The sequence below is a fragment of the Photorhabdus sp. HUG-39 genome (genome assembly GCF_963878365.1).
Classification (GTDB): Bacteria; Pseudomonadota; Gammaproteobacteria; order Enterobacterales; family Enterobacteriaceae; genus Photorhabdus; species Photorhabdus kayaii.
Genome location: NZ_CAWNWY010000036.1, coordinates 1 through 22,336 on the forward strand (window position 1 = coordinate 1; position 22,336 = coordinate 22,336).

General features: G+C 45.6%; 20 protein-coding genes and 1 pseudogene. 20 read left to right on the forward strand and 1 reads right to left on the reverse strand.

Annotated features, from left to right (window positions below):
• The first annotated feature begins 424 nt into the window (after positions 1–424).
• Complete coding sequence (locus AAC155_RS19360) at positions 425–634, forward strand: YbfA family protein (protein ID WP_011145728.1); 210 nt, start codon at positions 425–427, stop codon at positions 632–634.
• Positions 635–700: 66 nt separating this feature from the next.
• The gene (locus AAC155_RS19365) at positions 701–1,444 is read left to right on the forward strand and encodes a type 2 GTP cyclohydrolase I (protein ID WP_191214949.1); all 744 of its coding nucleotides are present in this window, start codon (positions 701–703) and stop codon (positions 1,442–1,444) included.
• Positions 1,445–1,796: 352 nt separating this feature from the next.
• On the opposite strand, the gene AAC155_RS19370 is transcribed toward AAC155_RS19365, so the two are convergent.
• Positions 1,797–3,080 carry a citrate synthase gene (locus tag AAC155_RS19370; RefSeq protein ID WP_113043780.1) on the reverse strand — a complete coding sequence of 428 codons (1,284 nt, stop codon included), beginning with the start codon at positions 3,078–3,080 and terminating at the stop codon, positions 1,797–1,799.
• An 869-nt stretch (positions 3,081–3,949) separates the two neighbouring features.
• Here AAC155_RS19370 and sdhC point away from each other — a divergent pair.
• From sdhC to tolB, 18 genes and pseudogenes are all read left to right on the forward strand, one after another.
• Entirely contained in the window at positions 3,950–4,339 is a 390-nt protein-coding gene (gene sdhC / locus AAC155_RS19375; protein WP_112876197.1) for a succinate dehydrogenase cytochrome b556 subunit, read from the forward strand.
• Positions 4,333–4,680, forward strand: coding sequence for a succinate dehydrogenase membrane anchor subunit (sdhD, locus tag AAC155_RS19380; protein ID WP_112876196.1), 348 nt, complete (start codon positions 4,333–4,335; stop codon positions 4,678–4,680). The genes sdhC and sdhD overlap by 7 nt, the downstream gene beginning before the upstream one ends.
• Entirely contained in the window at positions 4,681–6,447 is a 1,767-nt protein-coding gene (gene sdhA, locus AAC155_RS19385) for a succinate dehydrogenase flavoprotein subunit (protein ID WP_113043781.1), read from the forward strand.
• A 36-nt stretch (positions 6,448–6,483) separates the two neighbouring features.
• On the forward strand, positions 6,484–7,203 hold the full coding sequence (locus AAC155_RS19390) for a succinate dehydrogenase iron-sulfur subunit (protein ID WP_113043782.1): 720 nt from the start codon (positions 6,484–6,486) through the stop codon (positions 7,201–7,203).
• A gap of 266 nt (positions 7,204–7,469) precedes the next feature.
• Positions 7,470–10,277 (forward strand): 2-oxoglutarate dehydrogenase E1 component, encoded by a 2,808-nt coding sequence (sucA, locus tag AAC155_RS19395; RefSeq protein WP_113043783.1) that lies wholly within the window; start codon positions 7,470–7,472, stop codon positions 10,275–10,277.
• A gap of 14 nt (positions 10,278–10,291) precedes the next feature.
• On the forward strand, positions 10,292–11,509 hold the full coding sequence (odhB, locus tag AAC155_RS19400) for a 2-oxoglutarate dehydrogenase complex dihydrolipoyllysine-residue succinyltransferase (RefSeq protein ID WP_113043784.1): 1,218 nt from the start codon (positions 10,292–10,294) through the stop codon (positions 11,507–11,509).
• Positions 11,510–11,798: 289 nt separating this feature from the next.
• Positions 11,799–12,965: an ADP-forming succinate--CoA ligase subunit beta gene (gene sucC, locus AAC155_RS19405; RefSeq protein ID WP_113043785.1), complete on the forward strand. Its 1,167-nt coding sequence runs from the start codon at positions 11,799–11,801 to the stop codon at positions 12,963–12,965.
• 3 nt (positions 12,966–12,968) lie between these two features.
• Positions 12,969–13,844 carry a succinate--CoA ligase subunit alpha gene (sucD, locus tag AAC155_RS19410; protein WP_113043786.1) on the forward strand — a complete coding sequence of 292 codons (876 nt, stop codon included), beginning with the start codon at positions 12,969–12,971 and terminating at the stop codon, positions 13,842–13,844.
• An 881-nt stretch (positions 13,845–14,725) separates the two neighbouring features.
• Positions 14,726–16,294 carry a cytochrome ubiquinol oxidase subunit I gene (cydA, locus tag AAC155_RS19415; protein ID WP_113043787.1) on the forward strand — a complete coding sequence of 523 codons (1,569 nt, stop codon included), beginning with the start codon at positions 14,726–14,728 and terminating at the stop codon, positions 16,292–16,294.
• Between the two features lie 14 nt (positions 16,295–16,308).
• Entirely contained in the window at positions 16,309–17,448 is a 1,140-nt protein-coding gene (gene cydB, locus AAC155_RS19420; RefSeq protein ID WP_113043788.1) for a cytochrome d ubiquinol oxidase subunit II, read from the forward strand.
• 12 nt (positions 17,449–17,460) lie between these two features.
• Positions 17,461–17,583 (forward strand): cytochrome bd-I oxidase subunit CydX, encoded by a 123-nt coding sequence (gene cydX, locus AAC155_RS19425; RefSeq protein WP_058589160.1) that lies wholly within the window; start codon positions 17,461–17,463, stop codon positions 17,581–17,583.
• Between the two features lie 153 nt (positions 17,584–17,736).
• Positions 17,737–17,992 (forward strand): annotated as a pseudogene (gene ybgE, locus AAC155_RS19430) (cyd operon protein YbgE).
• 113 nt (positions 17,993–18,105) lie between these two features.
• The gene (gene ybgC / locus AAC155_RS19435; RefSeq protein ID WP_011145754.1) at positions 18,106–18,510 is read left to right on the forward strand and encodes a tol-pal system-associated acyl-CoA thioesterase; all 405 of its coding nucleotides are present in this window, start codon (positions 18,106–18,108) and stop codon (positions 18,508–18,510) included.
• Entirely contained in the window at positions 18,507–19,202 is a 696-nt protein-coding gene (tolQ, locus tag AAC155_RS19440; RefSeq protein WP_113043789.1) for a Tol-Pal system protein TolQ, read from the forward strand. The genes ybgC and tolQ overlap by 4 nt, the downstream gene beginning before the upstream one ends.
• A gap of 13 nt (positions 19,203–19,215) precedes the next feature.
• The gene (gene tolR, locus AAC155_RS19445; RefSeq protein ID WP_011145756.1) at positions 19,216–19,641 is read left to right on the forward strand and encodes a colicin uptake protein TolR; all 426 of its coding nucleotides are present in this window, start codon (positions 19,216–19,218) and stop codon (positions 19,639–19,641) included.
• Between the two features lie 45 nt (positions 19,642–19,686).
• The gene (tolA, locus tag AAC155_RS19450) at positions 19,687–20,757 is read left to right on the forward strand and encodes a cell envelope integrity protein TolA (RefSeq protein ID WP_113043790.1); all 1,071 of its coding nucleotides are present in this window, start codon (positions 19,687–19,689) and stop codon (positions 20,755–20,757) included.
• Positions 20,758–20,799: 42 nt separating this feature from the next.
• A complete protein-coding gene (locus AAC155_RS19455) occupies positions 20,800–21,000 on the forward strand; it encodes a hypothetical protein (RefSeq protein WP_158536605.1) in 201 nt (66 codons plus the stop codon).
• Positions 21,001–21,014: 14 nt separating this feature from the next.
• Positions 21,015–22,307, forward strand: coding sequence for a Tol-Pal system beta propeller repeat protein TolB (gene tolB, locus AAC155_RS19460; RefSeq protein WP_113043791.1), 1,293 nt, complete (start codon positions 21,015–21,017; stop codon positions 22,305–22,307).
• The last annotated feature ends 29 nt before the right edge of the window (positions 22,308–22,336 follow it).

Below are 22,336 nucleotides of genomic sequence, written 5' to 3' on the forward strand. Positions count from 1 at the left end.
GGGCAATAAGGGGAGCAGTAACTCCCATGCTTCATCAGGAAGGTCGTAACGAGCCATAACAGGTTTTTTCCGAAAGTCAGAGCCAGGGGATTATTCTATCTCAATCTATTGCGGGACACAGCCTAGTTCTTTTCCTAAGCAAAGTGAAATTTATGATTATAGGAATAGGATCATGAAAAAATTGACTCTGATTATCGTTGATCCCATTTTTACCAACTGTTAATAAAATGTTTGTAATATTACATTTTTATCATATTTTATGTAATAAAATTACATAAAATAGAAAATATAGCGACAATAACGGCTTAAAAGTGGTCTGATAAGTGGTAAATTTTCATTTTTTGCGATAAAATTTTAAACAATTTACAGATTGATTATTTTTAAGATCCTGCGGAAAAGTGGGATCATTTTAAGGAGGACTAATATGTCTTCATATCGTGAGTATCCTTGGTATCAAGTTCTTTTACGCCGTATTGGCGCTGTCACTTTCGGTATCCTGGCGTTTCCGGTTATGTTGTTTCGTCGTGATCGCGCCCGTTTTTACAGTTATTTGTATCGTGTATGGGTAAAAACCAGCGATAAGCCCGTATGGTTAAAACAGTCAGAGCAGGTTTTGGCAATCAAAAGTAGCTGACAACTGACAATTGGCGGCAGGTAACGGTATATTATTGTCATACAATCAATACACAGGACAAATATGATGCGTAATATTGAGCTGGAAAATGTCATTAACCAAGAGCTGAATGTTGGTGAGTTTCAGGATTATGCCCCCAATGGTTTACAAGTTGAAGGGCGTGCTCATATTCAGCGGGTTGTTACGGGTGTTACTGCTTGTCAGGCTTTATTGGATGAAGCGGTTCGTCATCAGGCTGATGCCATTATCGTTCATCATGGCTATTTTTGGAAAAATGAGTCAGCAGTGATCCGTGGTATGAAACGTAATCGCCTGAAAACTCTGCTCTGTAATGATATCAATTTATATGGTTATCATCTGCCCCTTGATGCTCATCCATCACTGGGAAATAACGCGCAATTGGCCCGCCTGATTAATGCGAAAGTTGTCGGGTTGATTGAGCCATTCGTGCCGCATGGGGAATTTGAACAGCCGATAACGCCGGTGGAGTTGGCTGCACGTATCGAACAGGCGCTGGGTCGCCAAGCGTTGCATATCGGTGACAATGCACCCGCAGAGATTCGAACGCTTGCTTGGTGTACCGGCGGTGGTCAGAGTTTTATTCAACAGGCGGCGGAATTTGGTGTTGATGCTTTTATTACCGGTGAAGTGTCAGAGCAGACGGTTCATATCGCCCGCGAAATGGGGCTGCATTTTTATGCGGCGGGTCATCATGCCACCGAACGTTATGGTATTAAGGCTTTGGGGGAGTGGTTGGCTGGTCATTATGGTCTGGATGTCACTTTTATCGATATTCCAAACCCGGTTTAATCACGTTTTCCTAAGACGGAAATAAACGAAGCCCACCAACGGCGGGCTTCAAAGCTTTTGACAGGCTTTTCATAACTAACGTTTTTTTGTCAATAACGTTATTCTATCCGATTCATAGAGCTGTGAATTTTGATCTTGGTGATCTCGCTACACACGCAAATAGAGGCTACGTTTGATAATTTAGAGAGTAAGTCGCTTGTACCTACTCTTGGATAACGAGCATACATAAGGAAGGTGATGAGATCAATTTTGACGGTGCTTTAAGCCGTACTCACCGAATAATCTTTCCAATTAAATAAAGCCCTAACGATTAAGTTAGAGCTCTGCCTTCTATCGTAATGGGATTTTATTATTATTTTTCAAGCTGGCTATCGAAATCACGTTTTGTGTAGCCGGTATAGAGTTGACGTGGGCGAGCGATTTTCACGCCACCATCATGCATTTCATTCCAGTGAGCGATCCAGCCGATAGTACGGGCAATGGCGAAAATAACAGTGAACATAGTGGATGGAATACCCATTGCTTTCAGGATAATGCCGGAGTAGAAATCCACGTTCGGATACAGTTTTTTCTCAATAAAATAAGGATCGTGCAGAGCGATACGTTCAAGCTCCATAGCAACTTCCAGCAGGCTATCATTCAGGCCAAGTTCATCTAGCACTTCATGGCAGGTTTCACGCATGACGGTTGCACGAGGATCATAGTTTTTGTAAACACGATGACCAAATCCCATCAGACGGAAAGCATCATTCTTATCTTTGGCACGTTTAATAAATTCCGGAATATGTTCAACCGACTGAATTTCTTCCAGCATACGCAGACAAGCTTCGTTTGCACCGCCATGAGCAGGCCCCCAAAGAGAAGCGATACCTGCGGCAATACAGGCAAATGGGTTAGCGCCAGAAGAGCCCGCGGTTCGTACTGTTGAGGTAGACGCGTTTTGTTCATGGTCCGCATGTAGAATAAAGATGCGATCCATAGCACGTTCCAGTACTGGGTTCACTTTATATTCTTCACATGGCGTAGCGAACATCATGTTTAGAAAGTTGCCTGCATAGGAGAGATCATTGCGTGGATAAACGAATGGTTGACCGATAGAGTATTTGTAGCACATGGCGGCCACTGTCGGCATTTTTGACAGCAGGCGGTAGGCGGTAATGTCACGGTGACGTGGATTGTTCACGTCCAGAGCATCATGATAGAAAGCAGCCAGAGCGCCAGTAACACCACACAGTACGGCCATAGGATGCGAATCACGGCGGAAACCGTTGAACAGGCGATGGATCTGTTCGTGAATCATGGTGTGGCGGGTAATGGTTTTTTTGAATTTATCAAACTGTTCTTGTGTTGGTGTTTCACCATACAGCAGGATATAGCAGACTTCCAGATAAGTGGATTTTGTCGCTAGCTGGTCGATAGGGAAACCACGGTGCAGCAATACACCTTCGTTACCATCAATGTAAGTGATCTTGGATTCGCAAGATGCTGTGGAAGTAAAACCAGGGTCGTAGGTATAGAAACCTTGGGAACCGAGAGTACGAACGTCGATGACTTTAGACCCAAGGGTCGGTGTTAGCACGTCCAATTCAATAGCAACTGAACCATCTGGGGTTAGAGTTGCTTTGTTATCTGCCATTACAGTCTCCTTAGCGCTTTCATTTTTATAACTTTTAACAACCACGGCGGAAAGACATCGTATAGAATTTATCTTAATCAGGCTATTTTATCGACCATTCTTTGTCATTAAGAACGGGCTTGGACGGTGCTCTGACAAAAGCGGTCACTTTTGAATGCACTTTGGTGTGGCCCGCGCCGGTGAGCGATTTGTGAGTGAATCACCTCTTACAGACTGTGCGCATACTCCGGTTGCTGTGCAATCTGTGTTCCCAATTTATTGACAAAAATGACCTACACCTATGATGCCTGGTGGAATTGGTTCTTATACTGTGTCCCCTGACACTGTACTACCGGGGAAAAGCTGAAATCAGGCCAATATCACATTTAAGGCTGAAATCTCACCCTGGACGACAATGGTTTTTAGGTTGTTAGCGAATTTTTGAGAGTTATGTTTTATGCATTGACTACAAAAATGATTATGATTCGTGTGGACTACACAGTTACATAACTTTAGCTTTTCTTGAGGTCTTTCCTCTTATCAAAAATCAATCTCAAAAGTGTTTTCAACCATATATGTAAGATAAATGTTTAAAGTTTGTCAAACAAGATAATTAATTTTGTGCAATATGTTTGAATCGTGATCTTAATCACTGTTCAGTGGAAATGTAGCTAATCATATTGTGTTGTAATTGTAATAATAATGTGAAGCACATATACTGCCGCCAGGTCTCCGGATTACCCTGCTGTAGGAGCACCCAGCGTAACTAAATCACAACATTTTTTAACATGAAGGATCTATCGTTTGATCAAATGTTGTGTCTTTGTATCCTCTTATCGCTGTCTGATTTCCGCCCAGGTCCGGAGGAAGGAAAATAATAAAAGAGCTGTGTGGGCAAAATTGTGAAAAAACAAAGACCTGTCAACCTTGATTTGCAGACGATACACTTTCCAGTCTCTGCAATAACCTCGATCTTGCACCGTGTCTCCGGCGTCATTACTTTCGTAGCAGTAGGAATTCTCCTCTGGTTGTTAGGAATGTCTCTCTCCTCGCAAGAAGGGTTTCAGCAAGCCGCCGATATTATGACGGGATTTTTCGCTAAGTTTATTGTGTGGGGCATTCTGACCGCACTGGCTTACCATATCTGTGGTGGTGTCCGTCATATGCTGATGGATTTCGGCTACTTGGAAGAAAACTTAGCGGTCGGTAGTCTCTCTGCCAAAGTGGCAATCGGGATTGCTGTTATTCTGTCGATTCTGGCTGGAGTACTGGTATGGTAAGTAACGCATCTGCATTGGGTCGCACGGGTATCCATGATTGGCTATTATTGCGCGCGTCCGCAATGATTATTGTTTTATATGTTCTTTATATGCTGGGCTTTGTCGTTACAACGCCGGATATCACTTATGAAGTCTGGCGGGGTTTCTTCGCCTCATCCATCACTAAAGTTTTCACTGTGCTGGCACTGTTTTCCATTCTGGCTCACGCTTGGATTGGTATGTGGCAAGTACTCACTGACTATGTAAAGCCGCTGGCACTGCGTTTAATGCTGCAATTAGCGATTATCGTTGCACTGATGGCTTACTTGATTTACGGAACAATTGTGGTGTGGGGGGTATAGATGAAACTGCCAGTAAGAGAGTTTGATGCAGTCGTTATTGGTGCAGGTGGCGCTGGCATGCGCGCTGCGCTACAAATTTCACAAATGGGATTATCCTGTGCTTTGATTTCCAAAGTATTCCCAACCCGTTCTCATACTGTATCTGCGCAGGGGGGGATCACCGTTGCGTTGGGTAACTCCCATGACGATAACTGGGAATGGCACATGTATGACACGGTGAAAGGCTCCGACTATATCGGTGATCAGGATGCGATTGAGTACATGTGTAAGACCGGGCCCGAGGCCATTCTGGAACTGGAACACATGGGGTTGCCATTTTCGCGTTTGGATGACGGTCGTATTTATCAACGTCCATTCGGTGGCCAGTCAAAAAACTTTGGTGGTGAACAGGCTGCACGTACCGCTGCGGCGGCAGACCGTACCGGTCATGCCCTGTTGCATACGCTGTATCAGCAGAACTTAAAAAATCACACCACTATTTTTTCTGAATGGTATTCGTTGGATCTGGTTAAAAATCAGGATGGCACTATTGTTGGTTGTACTGCGATCTCTATTGAAACCGGTGAAGTGGTTTATTTCAAAGCGAAGGCAACGATTCTGGCAACGGGTGGTGCCGGTCGTATTTATCAATCAACCACTAACGCCCACATTAACACCGGTGATGGTGTAGGTATGGCGCTGCGTGCGGGTGTACCTGTACAGGATATGGAAATGTGGCAATTCCACCCAACCGGTATTGCCGGAGCAGGTGTTCTGGTAACAGAAGGCTGCCGTGGTGAAGGTGGTTATTTGCTGAATAAAGATGGCGAGCGCTTTATGGAGCGTTACGCGCCAAATGCTAAAGATCTGGCTGGTCGTGATGTCGTGGCACGTTCCATTATGATCGAAATCCGCGAAGGCCGTGGTTGTGAAGGTCCTTGGGGTCCTCATGCCAAGCTGAAATTGGATCATTTGGGCAAAGAGGTGCTGGAATCTCGTCTGCCGGGCATTCTTGAGTTATCCCGTACTTTCGCCCACGTTGACCCAGTAAAAGAACCTATCCCGGTTATTCCAACTTGCCACTATATGATGGGAGGAATCCCAACTAAAGTGACCGGTCAGGCTCTGATGGTTAACGAAAACGGTGAAGATGTGGTTATTCCGGGTCTGTTTGCTGTCGGTGAAATTGCCTGTGTATCGGTTCATGGCGCAAACCGTTTGGGGGGGAACTCGCTGTTGGACTTAGTGGTGTTTGGCCGTTCTGCCGGTTTGCACCTGAAAGAATCGTTGATGGAGCAGGGGACTAGCCGTGAAGCCAGCGAATCGGATATTGAAATATCCTTGCAACGTCTGAACCGTTGGAATAGTACCCGTACGGGTGAAGATCCGGTTAAAATTCGTAAAGATTTGCAAGCGTGTATGCAGAACAACTTCTCGGTATTCCGTGAAGGTGATGCAATGGCTAAAGGGCTGGAAGAACTTAAAGTTATCCGTGAACGCCTGAAGAGTGCGCGTTTGGACGATACTTCCTCAGAGTTCAATACTCAGAGAATTGAGTGTCTGGAGCTTGATAACCTGATGGAAACAGCACTTTCCACGGCTGTTGCTGCTAATTTCCGCACTGAGAGCCGCGGTGCTCACAGCCGTTTCGACTATCCGGATCGTGATGATGCGAACTGGTTATGCCATACTCTTTATCTGCCGCAAACTGAGACCATGACTCGTCGTGATGTCAACATGCAGCCAAAACTGCGTGAAGCATTTCCGCCGAAAGCGCGTACTTACTAATGAGTTGCTGATAATCCAGTTGCGGAGGAATAGATTATGAAACTTGAATTTTCGATTTATCGTTACAACCCGGATGTTGACAGCGCTCCTCGTATGCAGGATTACACGCTGGAAGCAGAAGAAGGGCGTGACATGATGTTGCTGGATGCGTTGATCCAGCTTAAAGAGCAGCAGGACCCAACACTCTCTTTCCGTCGTTCTTGCCGTGAAGGTGTTTGTGGTTCTGACGGCCTTAACATGAACGGTAAAAATGGCCTGGCCTGTATTACGCCTGTTTCGGCTTTACGGCGTGGTAGCAAGAAAATTGTTATCCGTCCGTTGCCAGGCTTGCCGGTTATTCGTGACCTGGTTGTAGATATGGGGCAATTCTATGCGCAATATGAGAAGATTCGCCCATATTTGCTAAATGACGGCAAAAACCCGCCGGCACGTGAACATTTACAATCGCCTGCACAAAGGGAAAAGCTCGATGGTCTGTACGAATGTATTCTGTGTGCATGTTGTTCAACTTCCTGCCCGTCATTCTGGTGGAACCCTGATAAATTTATCGGGCCGGCGGGCTTACTGGCAGCATATCGCTTCCTGATTGACAGCCGTGATACTGAAACGGCTTCACGATTAGACAAGCTGAATGATGCTTTCAGTGTTTTCCGTTGCCATAGCATCATGAATTGTGTCAGTGTGTGCCCCAAGGGGTTGAATCCAACAAAAGCTATTGGCCATATTAAGTCTATGTTGCTGAAACATAGTGCATAATAGGTCTGCCCTCCGCGAGATTTTTTCTGTGGAGGGCACAAAGAATTGAAGAGCAACGAGTTGCCAACTGCTAATGATGACAAAAGCTTGAAGTGAGGAACCTTTAAAAACAGCCTAACCGTTTTTAAAGGTTCCTTGAAGGGTTCTGAAACCCAAAAGAGAACATGCATAAAGCACGTCCAAATGAACCTTTTATCGATACCGTATTTAAACGGTAATAGTTAACCACGGCGAAAACTAAAGCTTTTAAAGCTTAAGGGATCACAATGCAGAACGGCGCAATGAAGGACTGGCTGGATTCAAGCTTCCTGGCTGGTTCAAACCAGTCTTACGTAGAGCAGATCTATGAAGACTATATAACCGATCCAAACTCCGTTGATGCAAGTTGGAGAGAGATTTTCCAACAATTGCCGAATGCGGGACTCAGCGGTGAACAACTCCACTCGCAGACGCGTGATTACTTTCGTCGTCTTGCGAAAGATACTACGCGTTATCATTCCTCTGTCAGCGATCCAGCAATGGATGCAAAACAAGTTAAAGTTTTGCAGCTCATCAATGCATTCCGCTTCCGCGGTCATCAAAATGCGAACCTTGACCCGTTGGGATTATGGAAACAGGATAGTGTTCCTGATTTAGATCCTGCTTTCCATAATCTGACGGAAGCTGATTTTGCAGAGACATTTAACGTAGGTTCTTTTGCTATCGGCAAAGAGACGATGAAATTGGCTGATTTGTATGAAGCACTGAAACGCACTTATTGCGGTTCTATTGGTGCTGAATACATGCACATCACCAATACGGAAGAAAAACGTTGGATTCAGCAGCGTCTGGAATCTGTTACTGTTAATTCTCAGTTTAGCGTAGAGGAAAAGCTGCGTTTTCTGGCGGAACTGACGGCAGCCGAAGGTTTGGAGCGTTATCTGGGAGCTAAGTTTCCGGGAGCGAAACGTTTCTCTCTTGAAGGTGGTGATGCGCTTATCCCGATGTTGAAGGATCTTATCCGTCATGCGGGTAAACATGACACACGAGAAGTCGTACTAGGAATGGCTCACCGTGGTCGCCTCAACGTCTTGGTTAATATCTTAGGTAAAAAACCGGCTGATTTGTTTGATGAGTTTGCGGGTAAGCATAAAGAGCACCTTGGTACCGGTGACGTGAAGTATCATCAGGGTTTCTCGTCTGATTTTGCAACCGAGGGGGCTAAGGTTCATTTGGCATTAGCATTTAACCCATCTCACCTTGAGATTGTCAGCCCTGTGGTTATTGGTTCAGTACGCGCCCGCCGTGACCGTCTGGATGAAGGCCGCAGTAATATGGTATTGCCAATCACTATCCACGGTGATGCTGCTGTTACCGGCCAGGGAGTGGTGCAGGAAACCCTGAACATGTCTCAAGCTCGTGGTTATGAAGTGGGTGGTACAATTCGTATCATCATCAATAACCAGATCGGTTTCACAACGTCTAACCCGAAAGATGCCCGTTCAACACAATACTGTACTGATATTATCAAAATGGTACAGGCGCCGATTTTCCACGTTAATGCAGATGATCCAGAAGCGGTGGCGTTTGTTACCCGTTTGGCGCTGGATTTCCGTAATACCTTCAAATGCGATGTGATGATCGATCTGGTCTGCTATCGCCGTCATGGTCATAACGAAGCTGATGAGCCAAGTGCCACTCAGCCAATGATGTATCAGAAAATTAAGAAGCACCCAACGCCACGTAAAATCTATGGTGACAAGCTGGTGGCGGAAAAGCTGATATCAGTCGATGATGTGACTGAGATGGTTAACCTGTATCGTGATGCGCTCGACCGTGGTGATTGTGTCGTTGATGAATGGCGCTCAATGGGGCTGCACTCATTTACTTGGGAACCTTATCTTAATCACGAATGGGATGAAGAGTACCTGCATAAAGTTGATGTTAAGCGTTTGCAAGATCTGGGCAGACGCATCAGTTCTGTCCCGGAAGAAGTGACAATGCACTCCCGTGTAGCGAAAATTTATAACGACCGTGCAGAGATGGCGAACGGCGATAAATTGTTCGATTGGGGCGCCGCAGAAACATTGGCCTATGCCACTTTGGTGGATGAAGGGGTTCCGGTACGTTTGTCTGGTGAAGATGCCGGCCGTGGTACTTTCTTCCATCGTCATGCAGTTATCCATAATCAGGCTAACGGTTCTGTTTATGTTCCTCTGGCGAACGTTCATAACGGTCAGGGAGCATTCAATGTTTGGGATTCTGTTCTGTCTGAAGAGGCGGTGTTGGCGTTTGAGTATGGTTATGCAACAACAGAACCTCGTGCTCTGACAATCTGGGAAGCTCAATTTGGTGATTTTGCCAACGGTGCACAGGTTGTTATTGACCAATTCATCAGCTCCGGTGAGCAGAAATGGGGCCGTATGTGCGGTCTGGTGATGTTGTTGCCGCATGGTTATGAAGGGCAGGGGCCTGAACACTCATCAGCACGTTTGGAGCGTTATCTTCAACTATGCGCAGAACAGAACATGCAGGTTTGTGTGCCATCAACGCCAGCTCAGGTCTACCACATGCTTCGCCGTCAGGCTTTGCGCGGTATGCGTCGTCCGTTGATCGTTATGTCGCCAAAATCGCTGTTGCGTCATCCATTAGCCGTTTCCAGCCTGGATGAACTGGCTAATGGTAAATTCCAGACGGTTATTGGTGAAATTGATGAGTTTGATCCGAAAGGTGTTAAACGGGTTGTACTCTGCTCAGGTAAAGTCTACTACGACCTGTTAGAGCAACGCCGTAAAAATGAACAAACTGATGTCGCTATTGTGCGTATTGAGCAACTATATCCGTTCCCTCATCAGGATGTTCAGTCAACACTGGAACAGTATGCACATGTACATGATTTTGTCTGGTGCCAGGAAGAGCCATTAAATCAGGGGGCCTGGTATTGTAGTCAGCACAACTTCCGTGAAGTGATCCCGTTCGGGGCTTCTTTACGTTATGCAGGTCGTCCTGCGTCTGCTTCCCCGGCAGTTGGATATATGTCAGTTCACCAGCAACAACAACAAGAGCTGGTTAATGACGCACTGAACGTTGAATAAATAAAGGATATAAAATGAGTAGCGTAGATATTCTGGTTCCGGATCTGCCTGAGTCTGTTGCTGATGCCACTGTGGCGGTCTGGCACAAAAAAGAGGGTGACCGTGTTGAACGTGATGAAGTGCTGGTTGAAATCGAAACAGATAAAGTTGTGCTGGAAGTGCCTGCCAGTGAAGCGGGTGTTTTAGAAGCTATTTTGGAAGTGAAAGATGCCACTGTTCTATCCCGTCAGCTTCTTGGTCGTATCCGTCTGGGCGATAGCACTGGTAAGCCGACAGAAATAAAAGAAAAAACAGAAGCAACTTTGGCGAAACGCCAGACTGCCGGTTTAGAAGAAGAGAGCAATGATGCGCTCAGCCCGGCGGTCCGCCGTTTGATTGCAGAGCATGATCTTGATGCTAAAGCGATTAAAGGCAGTGGTGTTGGTGGACGTATCGTCCGTGAAGACGTGGAAAAACATATGGCTGATAACGAAAAAGCGGGTAATAAATCAGCAGAAATCTCTGCTTCTGCCCAGGATTCTTTGTTGCCGCACCGCAGCGAAAAACGTGTTCCAATGACTCGCCTGCGTAAACGTGTGGCTGAACGTCTGCTGGAAGCGAAAAACAACACGGCGATGTTGACAACATTTAACGAAGTTAACATGAAGCCAATTCAGGAAATGCGTAAGCAGTACGGCGAAGCGTTTGAAAAACGCCACGGTGTGCGTCTGGGCTTTATGTCTTTCTATGTGAAAGCCGTGGTTGAAGCACTGAAACGCTATCCAGAAGTGAATGCTTCTATTGATGGTACTGATGTGGTTTACCACAACTATTTCGATATCAGTATTGCGGTATCGACACCGCGTGGTCTGGTAACGCCGGTACTGCGTGATGCGGATGCATTGAGCATGGCTGAACTCGAAAAACGTATTAAAGAGCTGGCTATCAAAGGCCGCGACGGCAAATTGACCGTTGAAGAGCTGACCGGCGGTAATTTCACGATTACCAATGGTGGTGTATTTGGCTCTTTAATGTCCACGCCGATCATTAACCCGCCACAGAGCGCGATTCTTGGTATGCATGCCATTAAAGATCGTCCGATGGCGGTGAATGGTCAGGTGGAGATCCTTCCAATGATGTACCTGGCACTGTCTTATGACCACCGTCTGATTGATGGACGTGAGTCTGTAGGCTTCCTGGTGACCATCAAAGAAATGCTGGAAGATCCTGCACGTTTGCTGCTGGACGTATAGCAACATAATCAGGGCAGATACGCGCTAATATTTGCCCAGTCTGAAGTAAACAAATGTATATACCCTATGGATTTCAAGATGGATTGCGATGGCAAGGGAGCGAATCCCCGGGAGCATAGCGAACTATGTGACCGGGGTGAGCGAGTGAGGCCAACAAAGAGTCAACTTGAAAGATAACGGGTATTATGTACAGCCAGTCTTTGGACTGGCTATATCCAGAGCAACAAAAAATCAGAGAGCAACTTACCAATTTTTTGCTTTTCTTAGACTTAATTATGGATAGAACATCATGAATTTACACGAGTATCAGGCAAAACAGCTTTTTGCACGGTATGGTTTACCCGCTCCGGCTGGTTATGCCTGCACGACACCGCGTGAAGCAGAAGAAGCTGCATCTAAAATCGGTTCTGGCCCTTGGGTGGTGAAGTGCCAGGTTCATGCTGGCGGTCGCGGTAAAGCGGGCGGCGTGAAAGTGGTTAACAGTAAAGAAGAAATTCGCGCTTTCGCAGAGCAGTGGCTAGGAAAACGTTTGGTCACTTACCAAACAGATGCGCAAGGGCAGCCTGTTCGTCAGATTTTAGTGGAAGCGGCAACCGATATTGCGAAGGAGCTGTATCTTGGTGCTGTGGTTGATCGTGGTACACGTCGTGTAGTGTTCATGGCTTCTACTGAAGGTGGTGTTGAAATTGAAAAAGTTGCGGAAGAGACCCCGGAACTGATTCATAAAGCGATTATCGACCCGTTAATTGGCCCTATGTCTTATCAGGGGCGTGAACTGGCATTTAAATTGGGTTTAACCGGTAAGCAAGTCAGCCAGTTCACTAAAATTTTCTTAGGATTGGCAAATCTGTTCCTGGAGCGCGATCTGGCTCTGGTTGAAATTAATCCGCTGGTTATCACGACTCAGGGTGATCTGATTTGTCTGGATGGTAAATTGGGCGCTGATGGTAACGCACTGTTCCGTCAGGCTGAGTTGCGTGAAATGCATGATCCATCTCAGGAAGATCCTCGTGAAGCTCAGGCGGCACAGTGGGAGCTGAACTATGTTGCGCTGGATGGCAATATTGGTTGCATGGTAAACGGAGCAGGCTTGGCAATGGGGACGATGGATATCGTGAAATTGCATGGTGGTGCGCCAGCGAACTTCCTTGATGTCGGTGGTGGTGCAACCAAAGAGCGTGTTACAGAAGCGTTTAAAATCATCCTGTCAGATGAAAATGTGAAAGCGGTATTGGTTAATATCTTTGGTGGTATTGTTCGTTGTGACCTGATTGCTGACGGTATTATTGGTGCGGTGGAAGAAGTCGGGGTTCACGTACCGGTTGTTGTTCGTTTGGAAGGGAACAATGCTGATCTGGGCGCGAAAAAACTGGCTGACAGTGGTTTAAATATCATTGCCGCAACCAGCTTGACAGATGCAGCTAAGCAAGCAGTAGCAGCAGTGGGGGCAAAATAAATAATGTCTATTTTAATTGATAAAAACACCAAAGTTATCTGTCAGGGTTTCACTGGCAGCCAAGGTACTTTCCATTCAGAACAAGCGATTGCTTATGGTACCCAAATGGTTGGTGGAGTAACGCCGGGTAAAGGTGGTACTGAACATCTAGGGTTACCTGTTTTCAATACCGTTCGTGAAGCGGTAGACGCAACAGGGGCAACGGCTTCTGTTATCTATGTTCCTGCGCCATTCTGTAAAGATTCTATTCTGGAAGCGATCGACGCTGGTATTAAACTGATCATCACGATTACTGAAGGTATCCCAACGCTGGATATGCTGGCGGTTAAAGTGAAATTGGATGAAGCAGGTGTGCGTATGATCGGCCCTAACTGTCCGGGAGTCATTACGCCAGATGAATGTAAGATCGGTATTATGCCGGGACACATTCATCGAGCAGGTAAAGTTGGCATTGTTTCCCGCTCAGGAACATTGACTTATGAAGCGGTAAAACAGACGACGGATGCCGGTTTAGGACAATCTACTTGTGTTGGTATCGGTGGTGACCCAATTCCAGGTTCTAACTTCATCGATATTCTGAAATTGTTCCAGGAAGATCCGCAAACAGAAGCCATAGTAATGATTGGTGAAATTGGTGGAACAGCGGAAGAAGAAGCGGCGGCTTATATTAAAGAGCATGTCACTAAGCCGGTTGTTGCCTATATTGCCGGTGTGACTGCGCCGAAAGGTAAGCGAATGGGGCATGCCGGTGCCATTATTGCAGGTGGTAAAGGAACGGCGGACGAAAAATTTGCTGCTCTGGAAGCGGCTGGCGTGAAGACGGTCCGCAGTCTGGCAGACATCGGTGATGCAGTGAAGGATTTACTCGCTGGCAAGTAAGCGTTGATAAGAGATGCTTATCTATGAGGCCACTGTGAAGTGGCCTTTTTATTTGTATAGGCAGTATTCACCGCGATTAAATTCATTAACTGCCATTCCAATAGGGCTATTTTATTTGCCCTCCTTTACCAAAAGAGCGAACCTGGGCAGTGTTTTGAACGCGCTTTAGTGCGGCTCGCACTTTGTTATTCTCCAATTAAATTAAACTGAATTTCATTAATGCTCTTTATCAAAATTAAATTTAATAAAAACGAAGTTAATAATAATATTTTCTTAAGAATCAAAATAAGAAGTTAATTTTAAAAGCCATTTCACAGCAATATAGAAATCAATATTTATCTAAATGAACAAATAATTAACAATATATCAACCAAAATGAAATAATAGACAAGGTAATTAACACTAACCAGAAAAAGATGACTAAAATCAATTTATTACTATAGCATTATTGCTTTAATTTGCTTAAATTGACTCTAATCAAATTAGTTCCTATTAAACAGAGGTTGCAATTCTTGACCTATATTCAGAATTCTAATCTGAATCACGTAAAACCTATTTATTGTATGGGAATATAAGCGTACTATACTATTAGTCTAATTAGTTTTTAATTTACTGAGTACTGAGTACTGAGTTGTTATACCCAATAGATTTCAAGATGCATCGCGACGGCAAGGGAGCGAATCCCCGGGAGCATAGAGAACTATGTGACCGGGGTGAGTGAGTGCAGCCAACAAAGAGGCAACTTGAAAGATAACGGTATATTTTAAAGGCATTTATTGCTGGTAGTTACGAGGCTTCCACATGAGTACTTTGAGAAAAGTGCTTATATGAAGTCAGGTTGCCGCAAGTCGGTGTCTTCCTGCTAGGAGCAAGGAGTCAAGATGTTTGATATTGTCGAACTGTCACGATTACAGTTTGCCTTAACTGCAATGTATCACTTTCTATTCGTTCCACTAACGCTCGGTATGGCGTTTTTGCTGGCGATCATGGAAACGGTATATGTGCTTTCCGGTAAACAAATTTATAAAGATATGACAAAATTCTGGGGCAAGTTATTTGGTATTAACTTTGCTCTGGGGGTTGCAACAGGGTTGACTATGGAGTTCCAGTTTGGGACTAACTGGTCATACTTTTCTCACTACGTTGGTGACATTTTCGGTGCGCCTCTAGCGATTGAAGGCTTGATGGCGTTCTTCCTGGAGTCTACATTCGTAGGTCTGTTCTTCTTCGGTTGGGATCGTCTCAGCAAGACACAACATCTGGCGGTAACTTGGTTGGTCGCATTAGGATCTAACTTCTCTGCACTTTGGATTCTGGTTGCTAACGGTTGGATGCAAAACCCAATTGCTTCTGATTTCAACTTTGAAACCATGCGCATGGAGATGGTAAGTTTTGCTGAACTGGTACTGAACCCGGTTGCTCAAGTGAAATTTGTGCATACCGTTGCCGCAGGTTATGTGACAGGGGCGATCTTCGTTCTCGGTATCAGCTCTTACTATCTGCTTAAAGGCCGTGATATTCCATTTGCTAAGCGTTCATTTGCGATTGCTTCAAGTTTTGGTATCGCCGCTGTGCTATCCGTTATTGTACTGGGTGATGAATCTGGTTACGAAATGGGCGACGTACAAAAAACTAAGCTGGCCGCCATTGAAGCTGAATGGGAAACCCAGCCACCGCCGGCTGCTTTTACACTGATAGGTATCCCGGATCAGGATAAAATGGAAAACAAATATGCCATTCAGATCCCTTATCTTATGGGGCTAATTGCTACCCGTTCTGTTGATACTCCGGTCATTGGTCTGCGCGATCTGATGGACCAGCATGAGCAGCGTATTCGTAATGGTATAAAGGCTTATCATCTGTTGGAAGAATTACGTGCAGGTAACACAGACCCAACTGTTCGTACAGCATTCAATGAAAATAAACAAGATCTGGGTTATGGCATGTTGCTGAAACGTTATACCAGCAAAGTGACTGATGCCAGTGAAGAACAGATCAAAGCAGCCGCAAAAGATTCTATTCCTCGGGTTGCACCGCTCTATTTTGCATTCCGTATCATGGTTGCAGCAGGTTTCCTGATGTTACTGTTGATCGGTCTGGCGTTTTGGAGCGTTATCCGTGGCCGCATTGGTAAACAAAAGTGGTTGCTACGCGCAGCACTGTACAGTATTCCATTGCCGTGGATTGCCATCGAATCAGGCTGGTTTGTGGCGGAATATGGTCGTCAACCGTGGGCAATTGGTGAAGTTCTGCCAACTGCGGTGGCGAGTTCCAATTTAGCAGCCGGCGATATCTTGTTCTCTATGGCGCTGATTTGTGGCCTTTATACCTTATTCCTGATTGCGGAAATGTTTCTGATGTTCAAATTTGCTCGCCTTGGCCCAAGTAGCCTAAAAACGGGGCGTTACCATTTTGAACAGAAAACAACTTCAGCACCTGAAGCTCAGTAAACAGGAGTCCACTTATGTTTGATTATGAAGTACTACGATTTATATGGTGGCTACTGATTGGTGTATTGCTAATCGGTTTCGCGGTAACTGATGGTTTTGATATGGGAGTCGGTATCCTGTTACGTATCATCGGCAAAAACGATATTGAGCGTCGCATCATGATTAACTCAGTGGCACCGCATTGGGATGGTAATCAGGTTTGGCTGATTACCGCCGGTGGAGCGCTGTTCGCCGCATGGCCGATGGTCTATGCTGCGGCGTTCTCTGGCTTCTATGTTGCTATGATCCTGGTGTTATCTGCGTTGTTCTTCCGTCCGGTTGGTTTTGATTACCGCTCCAAATTGGAAAACCGCAAGTGGCGTAACATGTGGGATTGGGGAATATTTGTCGGTAGCTTTGTTCCACCATTAGTTATCGGTGTGGCATTCGGTAATCTATTACAGGGGGTGCCGTTTAACGTCGATTCCCAACTCCGTCTGTTCTATACCGGCTCCTTCTTTGGATTGCTCAACCCGTACGGCTTATTGGCGGGAATTATCAGCTTGATGATGATTGTGACTCAGGGGGCAACTTATCTGCAAATGCGTACTACGGGTGAGCTGCGCCTGCGTTCTCGTGCGGCAACTTATCTCTGTGCGCTGGTGACAATGGTGGCTTTCCTGTTGGCAGGTGTATGGCTGATTTATGGTATTGATGGTTATATTGTGACTGGCGGCTTGGATACGGTGGCTCAGTCTAATCCATTACATAAAGAAGTCGCTCATCAGGCGGGTGCTTGGTTGACCAACTTTAACAACTATCCGTGGTTGTGGGTACTACCGGCATTGGGTGTGGCTTCGCCTTTGCTGACGATGCTGATGACGCGTATGAATAAAGCTGGATGGGCATTCCTGTTCTCTTCACTGACAATTGCTGGCATCATTCTGGCCTGCGGTGTAACGATGTTCCCATTTGTGATGCCTTCAATCACTGATCCTAATGTCAGTTTGACGATGTGGGATGCGACTTCAAGCCTGATGACGCTGCGTGTTATGTTTGTAGTTGCATTGATTTTTGTCCCAATCATTCTGGGATATACCATTTGGTGTTACTACAAAATGTTCGGGCGTTTGGATAAAAGTTTTATCGAAGATAACAAACATTCACTGTACTAAGGAACATAAAGCATGTGGTATTTTGCTTGGATTCTCGGAACGCTCTTGGCTTGTAGTTTCGCTATCATCGCAGCCTTAGCTCTTGAACATAATGAAGAAGAAAAAGTCGCGAAAAATAGCGAGAAATCTTGTTGATATACCCAATGGATTTCAAGATGGATCGCGACGGCAAGGGAGCGAATCCCCGGGAGCATAGGTAACTATGTGACCGGGGTGAGTGAGTGCAGCCAACAAAGAGGCAACTTGAAAGATGACGGGTATGGATAAATACTATCGGCATGGATACTAATGGATAAAGCCCCTGTGCGGGCTTTATCCTTATTGTGGCATTAATATTCGCTGCTTATGTATTCTGGGACCCTGCTCGTTTTGCGGCTAACACCAGTTCATTACAGATATGGCAAAGTATTTTCTAATATGGTCTGTATGTACAAGTGTGACTTTCGGGATGGGTTTTCAGCCAAGAAATATCGTCTGGCGTATCTTTTTCTCTCCCTTGCCGGCATGCTTGATTTTGGGGCTGTGTCATTTCTTTATAAGTTAATTCTGTATGTTATTGGGGCATCTAACCCATAAATTTTTTATTTGCACATTATTCCAAAGCCGCATTGTCTTGAGTATAGTGGCAACGTTAATTCGCCTTATGTAGGATTGAAAGTGAGTAATACGTTGTTCCGGTGGCCCATTCGTATTTATTATGAAGATACAGATGTAGGCGGGATAGTTTATAACGGCCGTTATGTCGTCTTTTATGAAAGAGCACGTACTGAGATGTTACGTCAGCATGGAATTCATCAACAGCGTTTACTTGATGAACAAATTGCATTTGTTGTACGGCGTATGGTGGTTGATTACCGAGCCCCGGCCCGGCTTGATGATATGTTGGAGGTGCAGAGTGAAATTACGGATATTCGTCGAGCATCTTTGACATTTATTCAACGCATTGTTGATGGTAATGGAGCAATGATTAACAGCGCAGAAGTTTTAGTCGCCTGCGTGAATACATCTCAAATGAAGCCGATTGCGCTTCCAAAGTCTATTGTCGCGGAGTTTAAGCAGTGACTGACATGAACATTCTAGATTTATTCCTGAAAGCGGGCCTTTTGGTGCAACTGATCATGCTTATTTTGATCTGCTTTTCCGTTGCTTCATGGGCGATCATTATTCAAAGGACCAAAATTCTCAATGCAGCAACCCGAGAATCGGAGGCGTTTGAAGATAAATTCTGGTCGGGTATTGAATTATCACGCTTATATAAGGAAAGTCAGTCGCGTCGAGATTCTTTAGGTGGAACAGAACAAATTTTTTATTCTGGGTTCAAAGAATTTGCCCGTCTGCACCATGCAAATAATCATGCTCCAGAAGCGGTAGTAACAGGGGCTTCGCGTGCAATGCGTATCTCAATGAATCGTGAATTGGAATCGCTGGAAAGCCATATTCCGTTCTTGGGGACAGTTGGCTCAATTAGTCCATACATTGGTTTATTTGGTACAGTTTGGGGCATCATGCATGCATTTATCGCGTTAGGTGCGGTAAAACAGGCCACTCTCCAGATGGTGGCGCCGGGTATTGCAGAAGCGTTGATTGCAACGGCGATTGGTCTGTTTGCGGCGATTCCGGCAGTTATGGCATACAACCGCTTGAATCAACGTGTTAATAAGCTGGAGCAAAATTACGATAACTTTATGGAAGAGTTTCTGGCTATTTTGCATCGTCAGGCTTTCGCTGCTGAAAATCAAGCAGAGAACAAATAGTAAGGGGGAGGCTATGGCACGCACTCGTAGTCGCAAGCGTGAGCTGAAATCCGAAATCAATATCGTTCCCTTACTGGACGTATTGCTGGTTCTGTTGCTTATCTTTATGGCAACAGCGCCGATTATCACTCAAAGCGTAGAAGTTGATCTGCCGGATGCGGTAGATTCTAAAACGGTTTCTAACTCTGATAATCCACCGGTAATCGTGGAGGTTTCTGGTGTTGGTCAGTACACCATGATAGTTAACCATGAACGGTTGGAATTATTGCCTGAGCCGCAGATTATTGTTGAAGCGCGGGCACAAATAGAAAAGAATCCAAAAACCGTTTTCTTGATTGGTGGTTCGAAGGAAGTGCCTTACGATGAGATTATTAAGGCACTCAATATGCTGCATCAGGCAGGTGTGAAATCCGTTGGTTTAATGACTCAGCCTATCTGAGTTTGGCCGACAGTTGCTGTTATTTGAAGATCTTGGATATCGAGCGTGGGAAAGACAAACGGGCAAAACAATAAATTAAATCGCGCTGTTATCGTTTCGGTTGTGTTGCATATTATTTTGATCGGGTTACTTATTTGGGGTTCCCTGACACGAAAAACTGAAATGGGTGGCGGTGGTCAGGATGGTTCTGTTATTGATGCTGTTATGGTCGATCCGAATGCGGTAGTACAGCAGTACAATCAACAGCAACAACAGCAGGCTGATGCTAAGCGTGCAGAGCAGTTACGAAACAAGAAAGCCGAACAGCAGGCCGCTGAATTAAGGGAAAAACAGGCTGAAGAGCAGGAACGTTTAAAAGCGGTAGAAGAAGAACGAATTAAAGCGCAACAGGCTGCGGAAGAACAGAAAAAGCAAGCTGTAGAAGCGGCAAACAAAGCCCGTGAAGAGCAAAAACAGGCAGAAGAAGCGGCGGCAAAAGCTAAAGCTGAAAAAGAAAAACTGATTAGAGAGCAGGCTGAGGCACAGAAGAAAGCCGAAGCGGAAGCTAAGAAAGAAGCTGAAGCCGTGGCTGCTAAACAAAAAGCCGCGGAAGAAGCGAAAGCCAAAGCAGACGCTGAGGCTAAAGCAAAAGCCAAGGCTGAAGCGGATGCTAAAGCCAAAACTGAGGCAGATGCAAAGGCTAAAGCCAAGGCCGAAGCTGACGCCAAGAAAAAAGCCGCTGAGCAAGCCACTAAACAGGCAAGTGAAGTTGATGACTTACTGGGTGGTTTAACTTCCAATGCACCGAAACAGCAAGGAGGGGCTTCTGCCGCCGGTAAAGGTGGCGGTAAGAAAAGTGGCGCTTCAAATGCTGACATTAATAACTATCTGGGGCAGATCCAGATAGCGATACAGAATAAGTTTTACGATCCAAGCATGTATCGTGGGCGTACCTGTGCATTACGGATTAAACTTGCTCCTGATGGCTTGTTAATTGATGTAAAGTCAGAGGGGGGAGACCAGGCGTTGTGCCAAGCGGCGGTAGCGGCGGCTAAACAAGCGAAAATTCCGAAACCGCCAAGCAAGGAGGTTTATGAAGCGTTTAAAAACGCGCTGCTTGATTTCAAACCTCAATAAAGTTGTTATTTAGAAGTTATTAATAACAAACAAAACCATTCAATGTTATTAAGCTATACCTTATGGATTTCAAGATGCATCGCGACGGCAAGGGAGCGAATCCCCGGGGGCATAGATAACTATGTGACCGGGGTGAGTGAGTGCAGCCAACAAAGAGGCAACTTGAAAGATAACGGGTATATCTGGTTTTGTTTGTTGACGTTTGTTAATATTCTGCGAATTATTGCGACTATTCCATCGTGATAAGGGAGAGATTAATGAGGCAGGCTTTTAAAGTAGTACTAGGCATTTTAATGTTGTGGGCCACGGTTGCTTACGCAGAAGTTCGTATCGAGATCACCCAAGGTGTCGATTCTGCACGTCCTATTGGCGTTGTACCCTTTAAATGGACTGGAGCGGGTAATGCACCGGAAGAGATTGGGGCGATTGTTGGCGCTGATCTTCGCAACAGCGGTAAATTTAACCCTATTGATATCAGCCGTATGCCACAGCAACCAACGACGGCATCTGAGGTAACACCTGCTGCGTGGTCTGCGTTGGGGATTGACGCTGTTGTTGTTGGGCAGATTCAACCAAGCGCAGATGGTGGTTTTTTGATCTCTTATCAGTTGGTTGATACTTCGAGTGCTCCGGGCACAGTACTTGCTCAGGATCAGTTTAAAGTGACCAAACAATGGTTGCGTTATGCTGCGCATACAGCCAGTGATCAAGTATTTGAAAAACTGACGGGCATCAAAGGCGCATTCCGTACTCGTCTGGCTTACATTGTAAAGACTAATGGCGGTAAATATCCGTATGAACTGCGTGTATCTGATTACGATGGTTACAACCAGTTCACTGTTCACCGTTCGCCAGAACCGTTGATGTCGCCGGCATGGTCTCCTGATGGCGCCAAACTGGCTTATGTGACATTTGAAAGTGGCCGTTCTGCCTTGGTTATCCAGACCTTGGCGAGTGGTGAGGTACGTCAGGTTGCCTCTTTCCCGCGTCATAACGGTGCACCTGCATTTTCCCCTGATGGCAGTAAATTGGCATTTGCTCTGTCTAAATCGGGTAGTTTGAATCTTTATGTGATGGATTTGAGTTCAGCTCATATTCGTCAGGTTACAGATGGGCGCAGTAACAATACTGAGCCAAGTTGGATGCCGGATAACCAGACTTTGGTTTATACCTCTGATCAGGGTGGTCGTCCACAGTTATATAAAACCGATATTAATGGCGGTGCTCCGCAACGCCTCACTTGGGAAGGCACACAAAACCAGGATGCTGATGTAAGCGCAGATGGCAATTTTGTGGTGATGGTCAGCTCAGAGAGTGGTAAGCAGCACATAGCTAAACAAGATCTGGCAACGGGAGCCGTTCAAATTTTGACGGATACGTTCCTGGATGAAACGCCGAGTATCGCACCTAACGGCACTATGGTGATTTATAGCTCCAGCCAAGGGTTGGGGACTGTATTGCAGCTAGTTTCGACTGACGGGCGTTTCAAAGCGCGTCTTCCGGCAACCGATGGACAGGTAAAATTTCCTGCCTGGTCGCCGTATCTGTGATGCATAATAATATGTATGGCAAATTTTAA

Bases quoted from the DNA above. Each gene is read 5' to 3' on its own strand.
- AAC155_RS19360 (WP_011145728.1), top strand. From the start codon at position 425: ATGTCTTCATATCGTGAGTATCCTTGGTATCAAGTTCTTTTACGCCGT.
- AAC155_RS19365 (WP_191214949.1), top strand. From the start codon at position 701: ATGCGTAATATTGAGCTGGAAAATGTCATTAACCAAGAGCTGAATGTT.
- cydX (WP_058589160.1), top strand. From the start codon at position 17,461: ATGTGGTATTTTGCTTGGATTCTCGGAACGCTCTTGGCTTGTAGTTTC.
- tolR (WP_011145756.1), top strand. From the start codon at position 19,216: ATGGCACGCACTCGTAGTCGCAAGCGTGAGCTGAAATCCGAAATCAAT.
- sdhA (WP_113043781.1), top strand. From the start codon at position 4,681: ATGAAACTGCCAGTAAGAGAGTTTGATGCAGTCGTTATTGGTGCAGGT.
- tolB (WP_113043791.1), top strand. From the start codon at position 21,015: ATGAGGCAGGCTTTTAAAGTAGTACTAGGCATTTTAATGTTGTGGGCC.
- sdhD (WP_112876196.1), top strand. From the start codon at position 4,333: ATGGTAAGTAACGCATCTGCATTGGGTCGCACGGGTATCCATGATTGG.
- sucC (WP_113043785.1), top strand. From the start codon at position 11,799: ATGAATTTACACGAGTATCAGGCAAAACAGCTTTTTGCACGGTATGGT.
- cydA (WP_113043787.1), top strand. From the start codon at position 14,726: ATGTTTGATATTGTCGAACTGTCACGATTACAGTTTGCCTTAACTGCA.
- AAC155_RS19455 (WP_158536605.1), top strand. From the start codon at position 20,800: ATGTTATTAAGCTATACCTTATGGATTTCAAGATGCATCGCGACGGCA.
- AAC155_RS19390 (WP_113043782.1), top strand. From the start codon at position 6,484: ATGAAACTTGAATTTTCGATTTATCGTTACAACCCGGATGTTGACAGC.
- sucD (WP_113043786.1), top strand. From the start codon at position 12,969: ATGTCTATTTTAATTGATAAAAACACCAAAGTTATCTGTCAGGGTTTC.
- AAC155_RS19370 (WP_113043780.1), bottom strand. From the start codon at position 3,080: ATGGCAGATAACAAAGCAACTCTAACCCCAGATGGTTCAGTTGCTATT.
- odhB (WP_113043784.1), top strand. From the start codon at position 10,292: ATGAGTAGCGTAGATATTCTGGTTCCGGATCTGCCTGAGTCTGTTGCT.
- sucA (WP_113043783.1), top strand. From the start codon at position 7,470: ATGCAGAACGGCGCAATGAAGGACTGGCTGGATTCAAGCTTCCTGGCT.
- cydB (WP_113043788.1), top strand. From the start codon at position 16,309: ATGTTTGATTATGAAGTACTACGATTTATATGGTGGCTACTGATTGGT.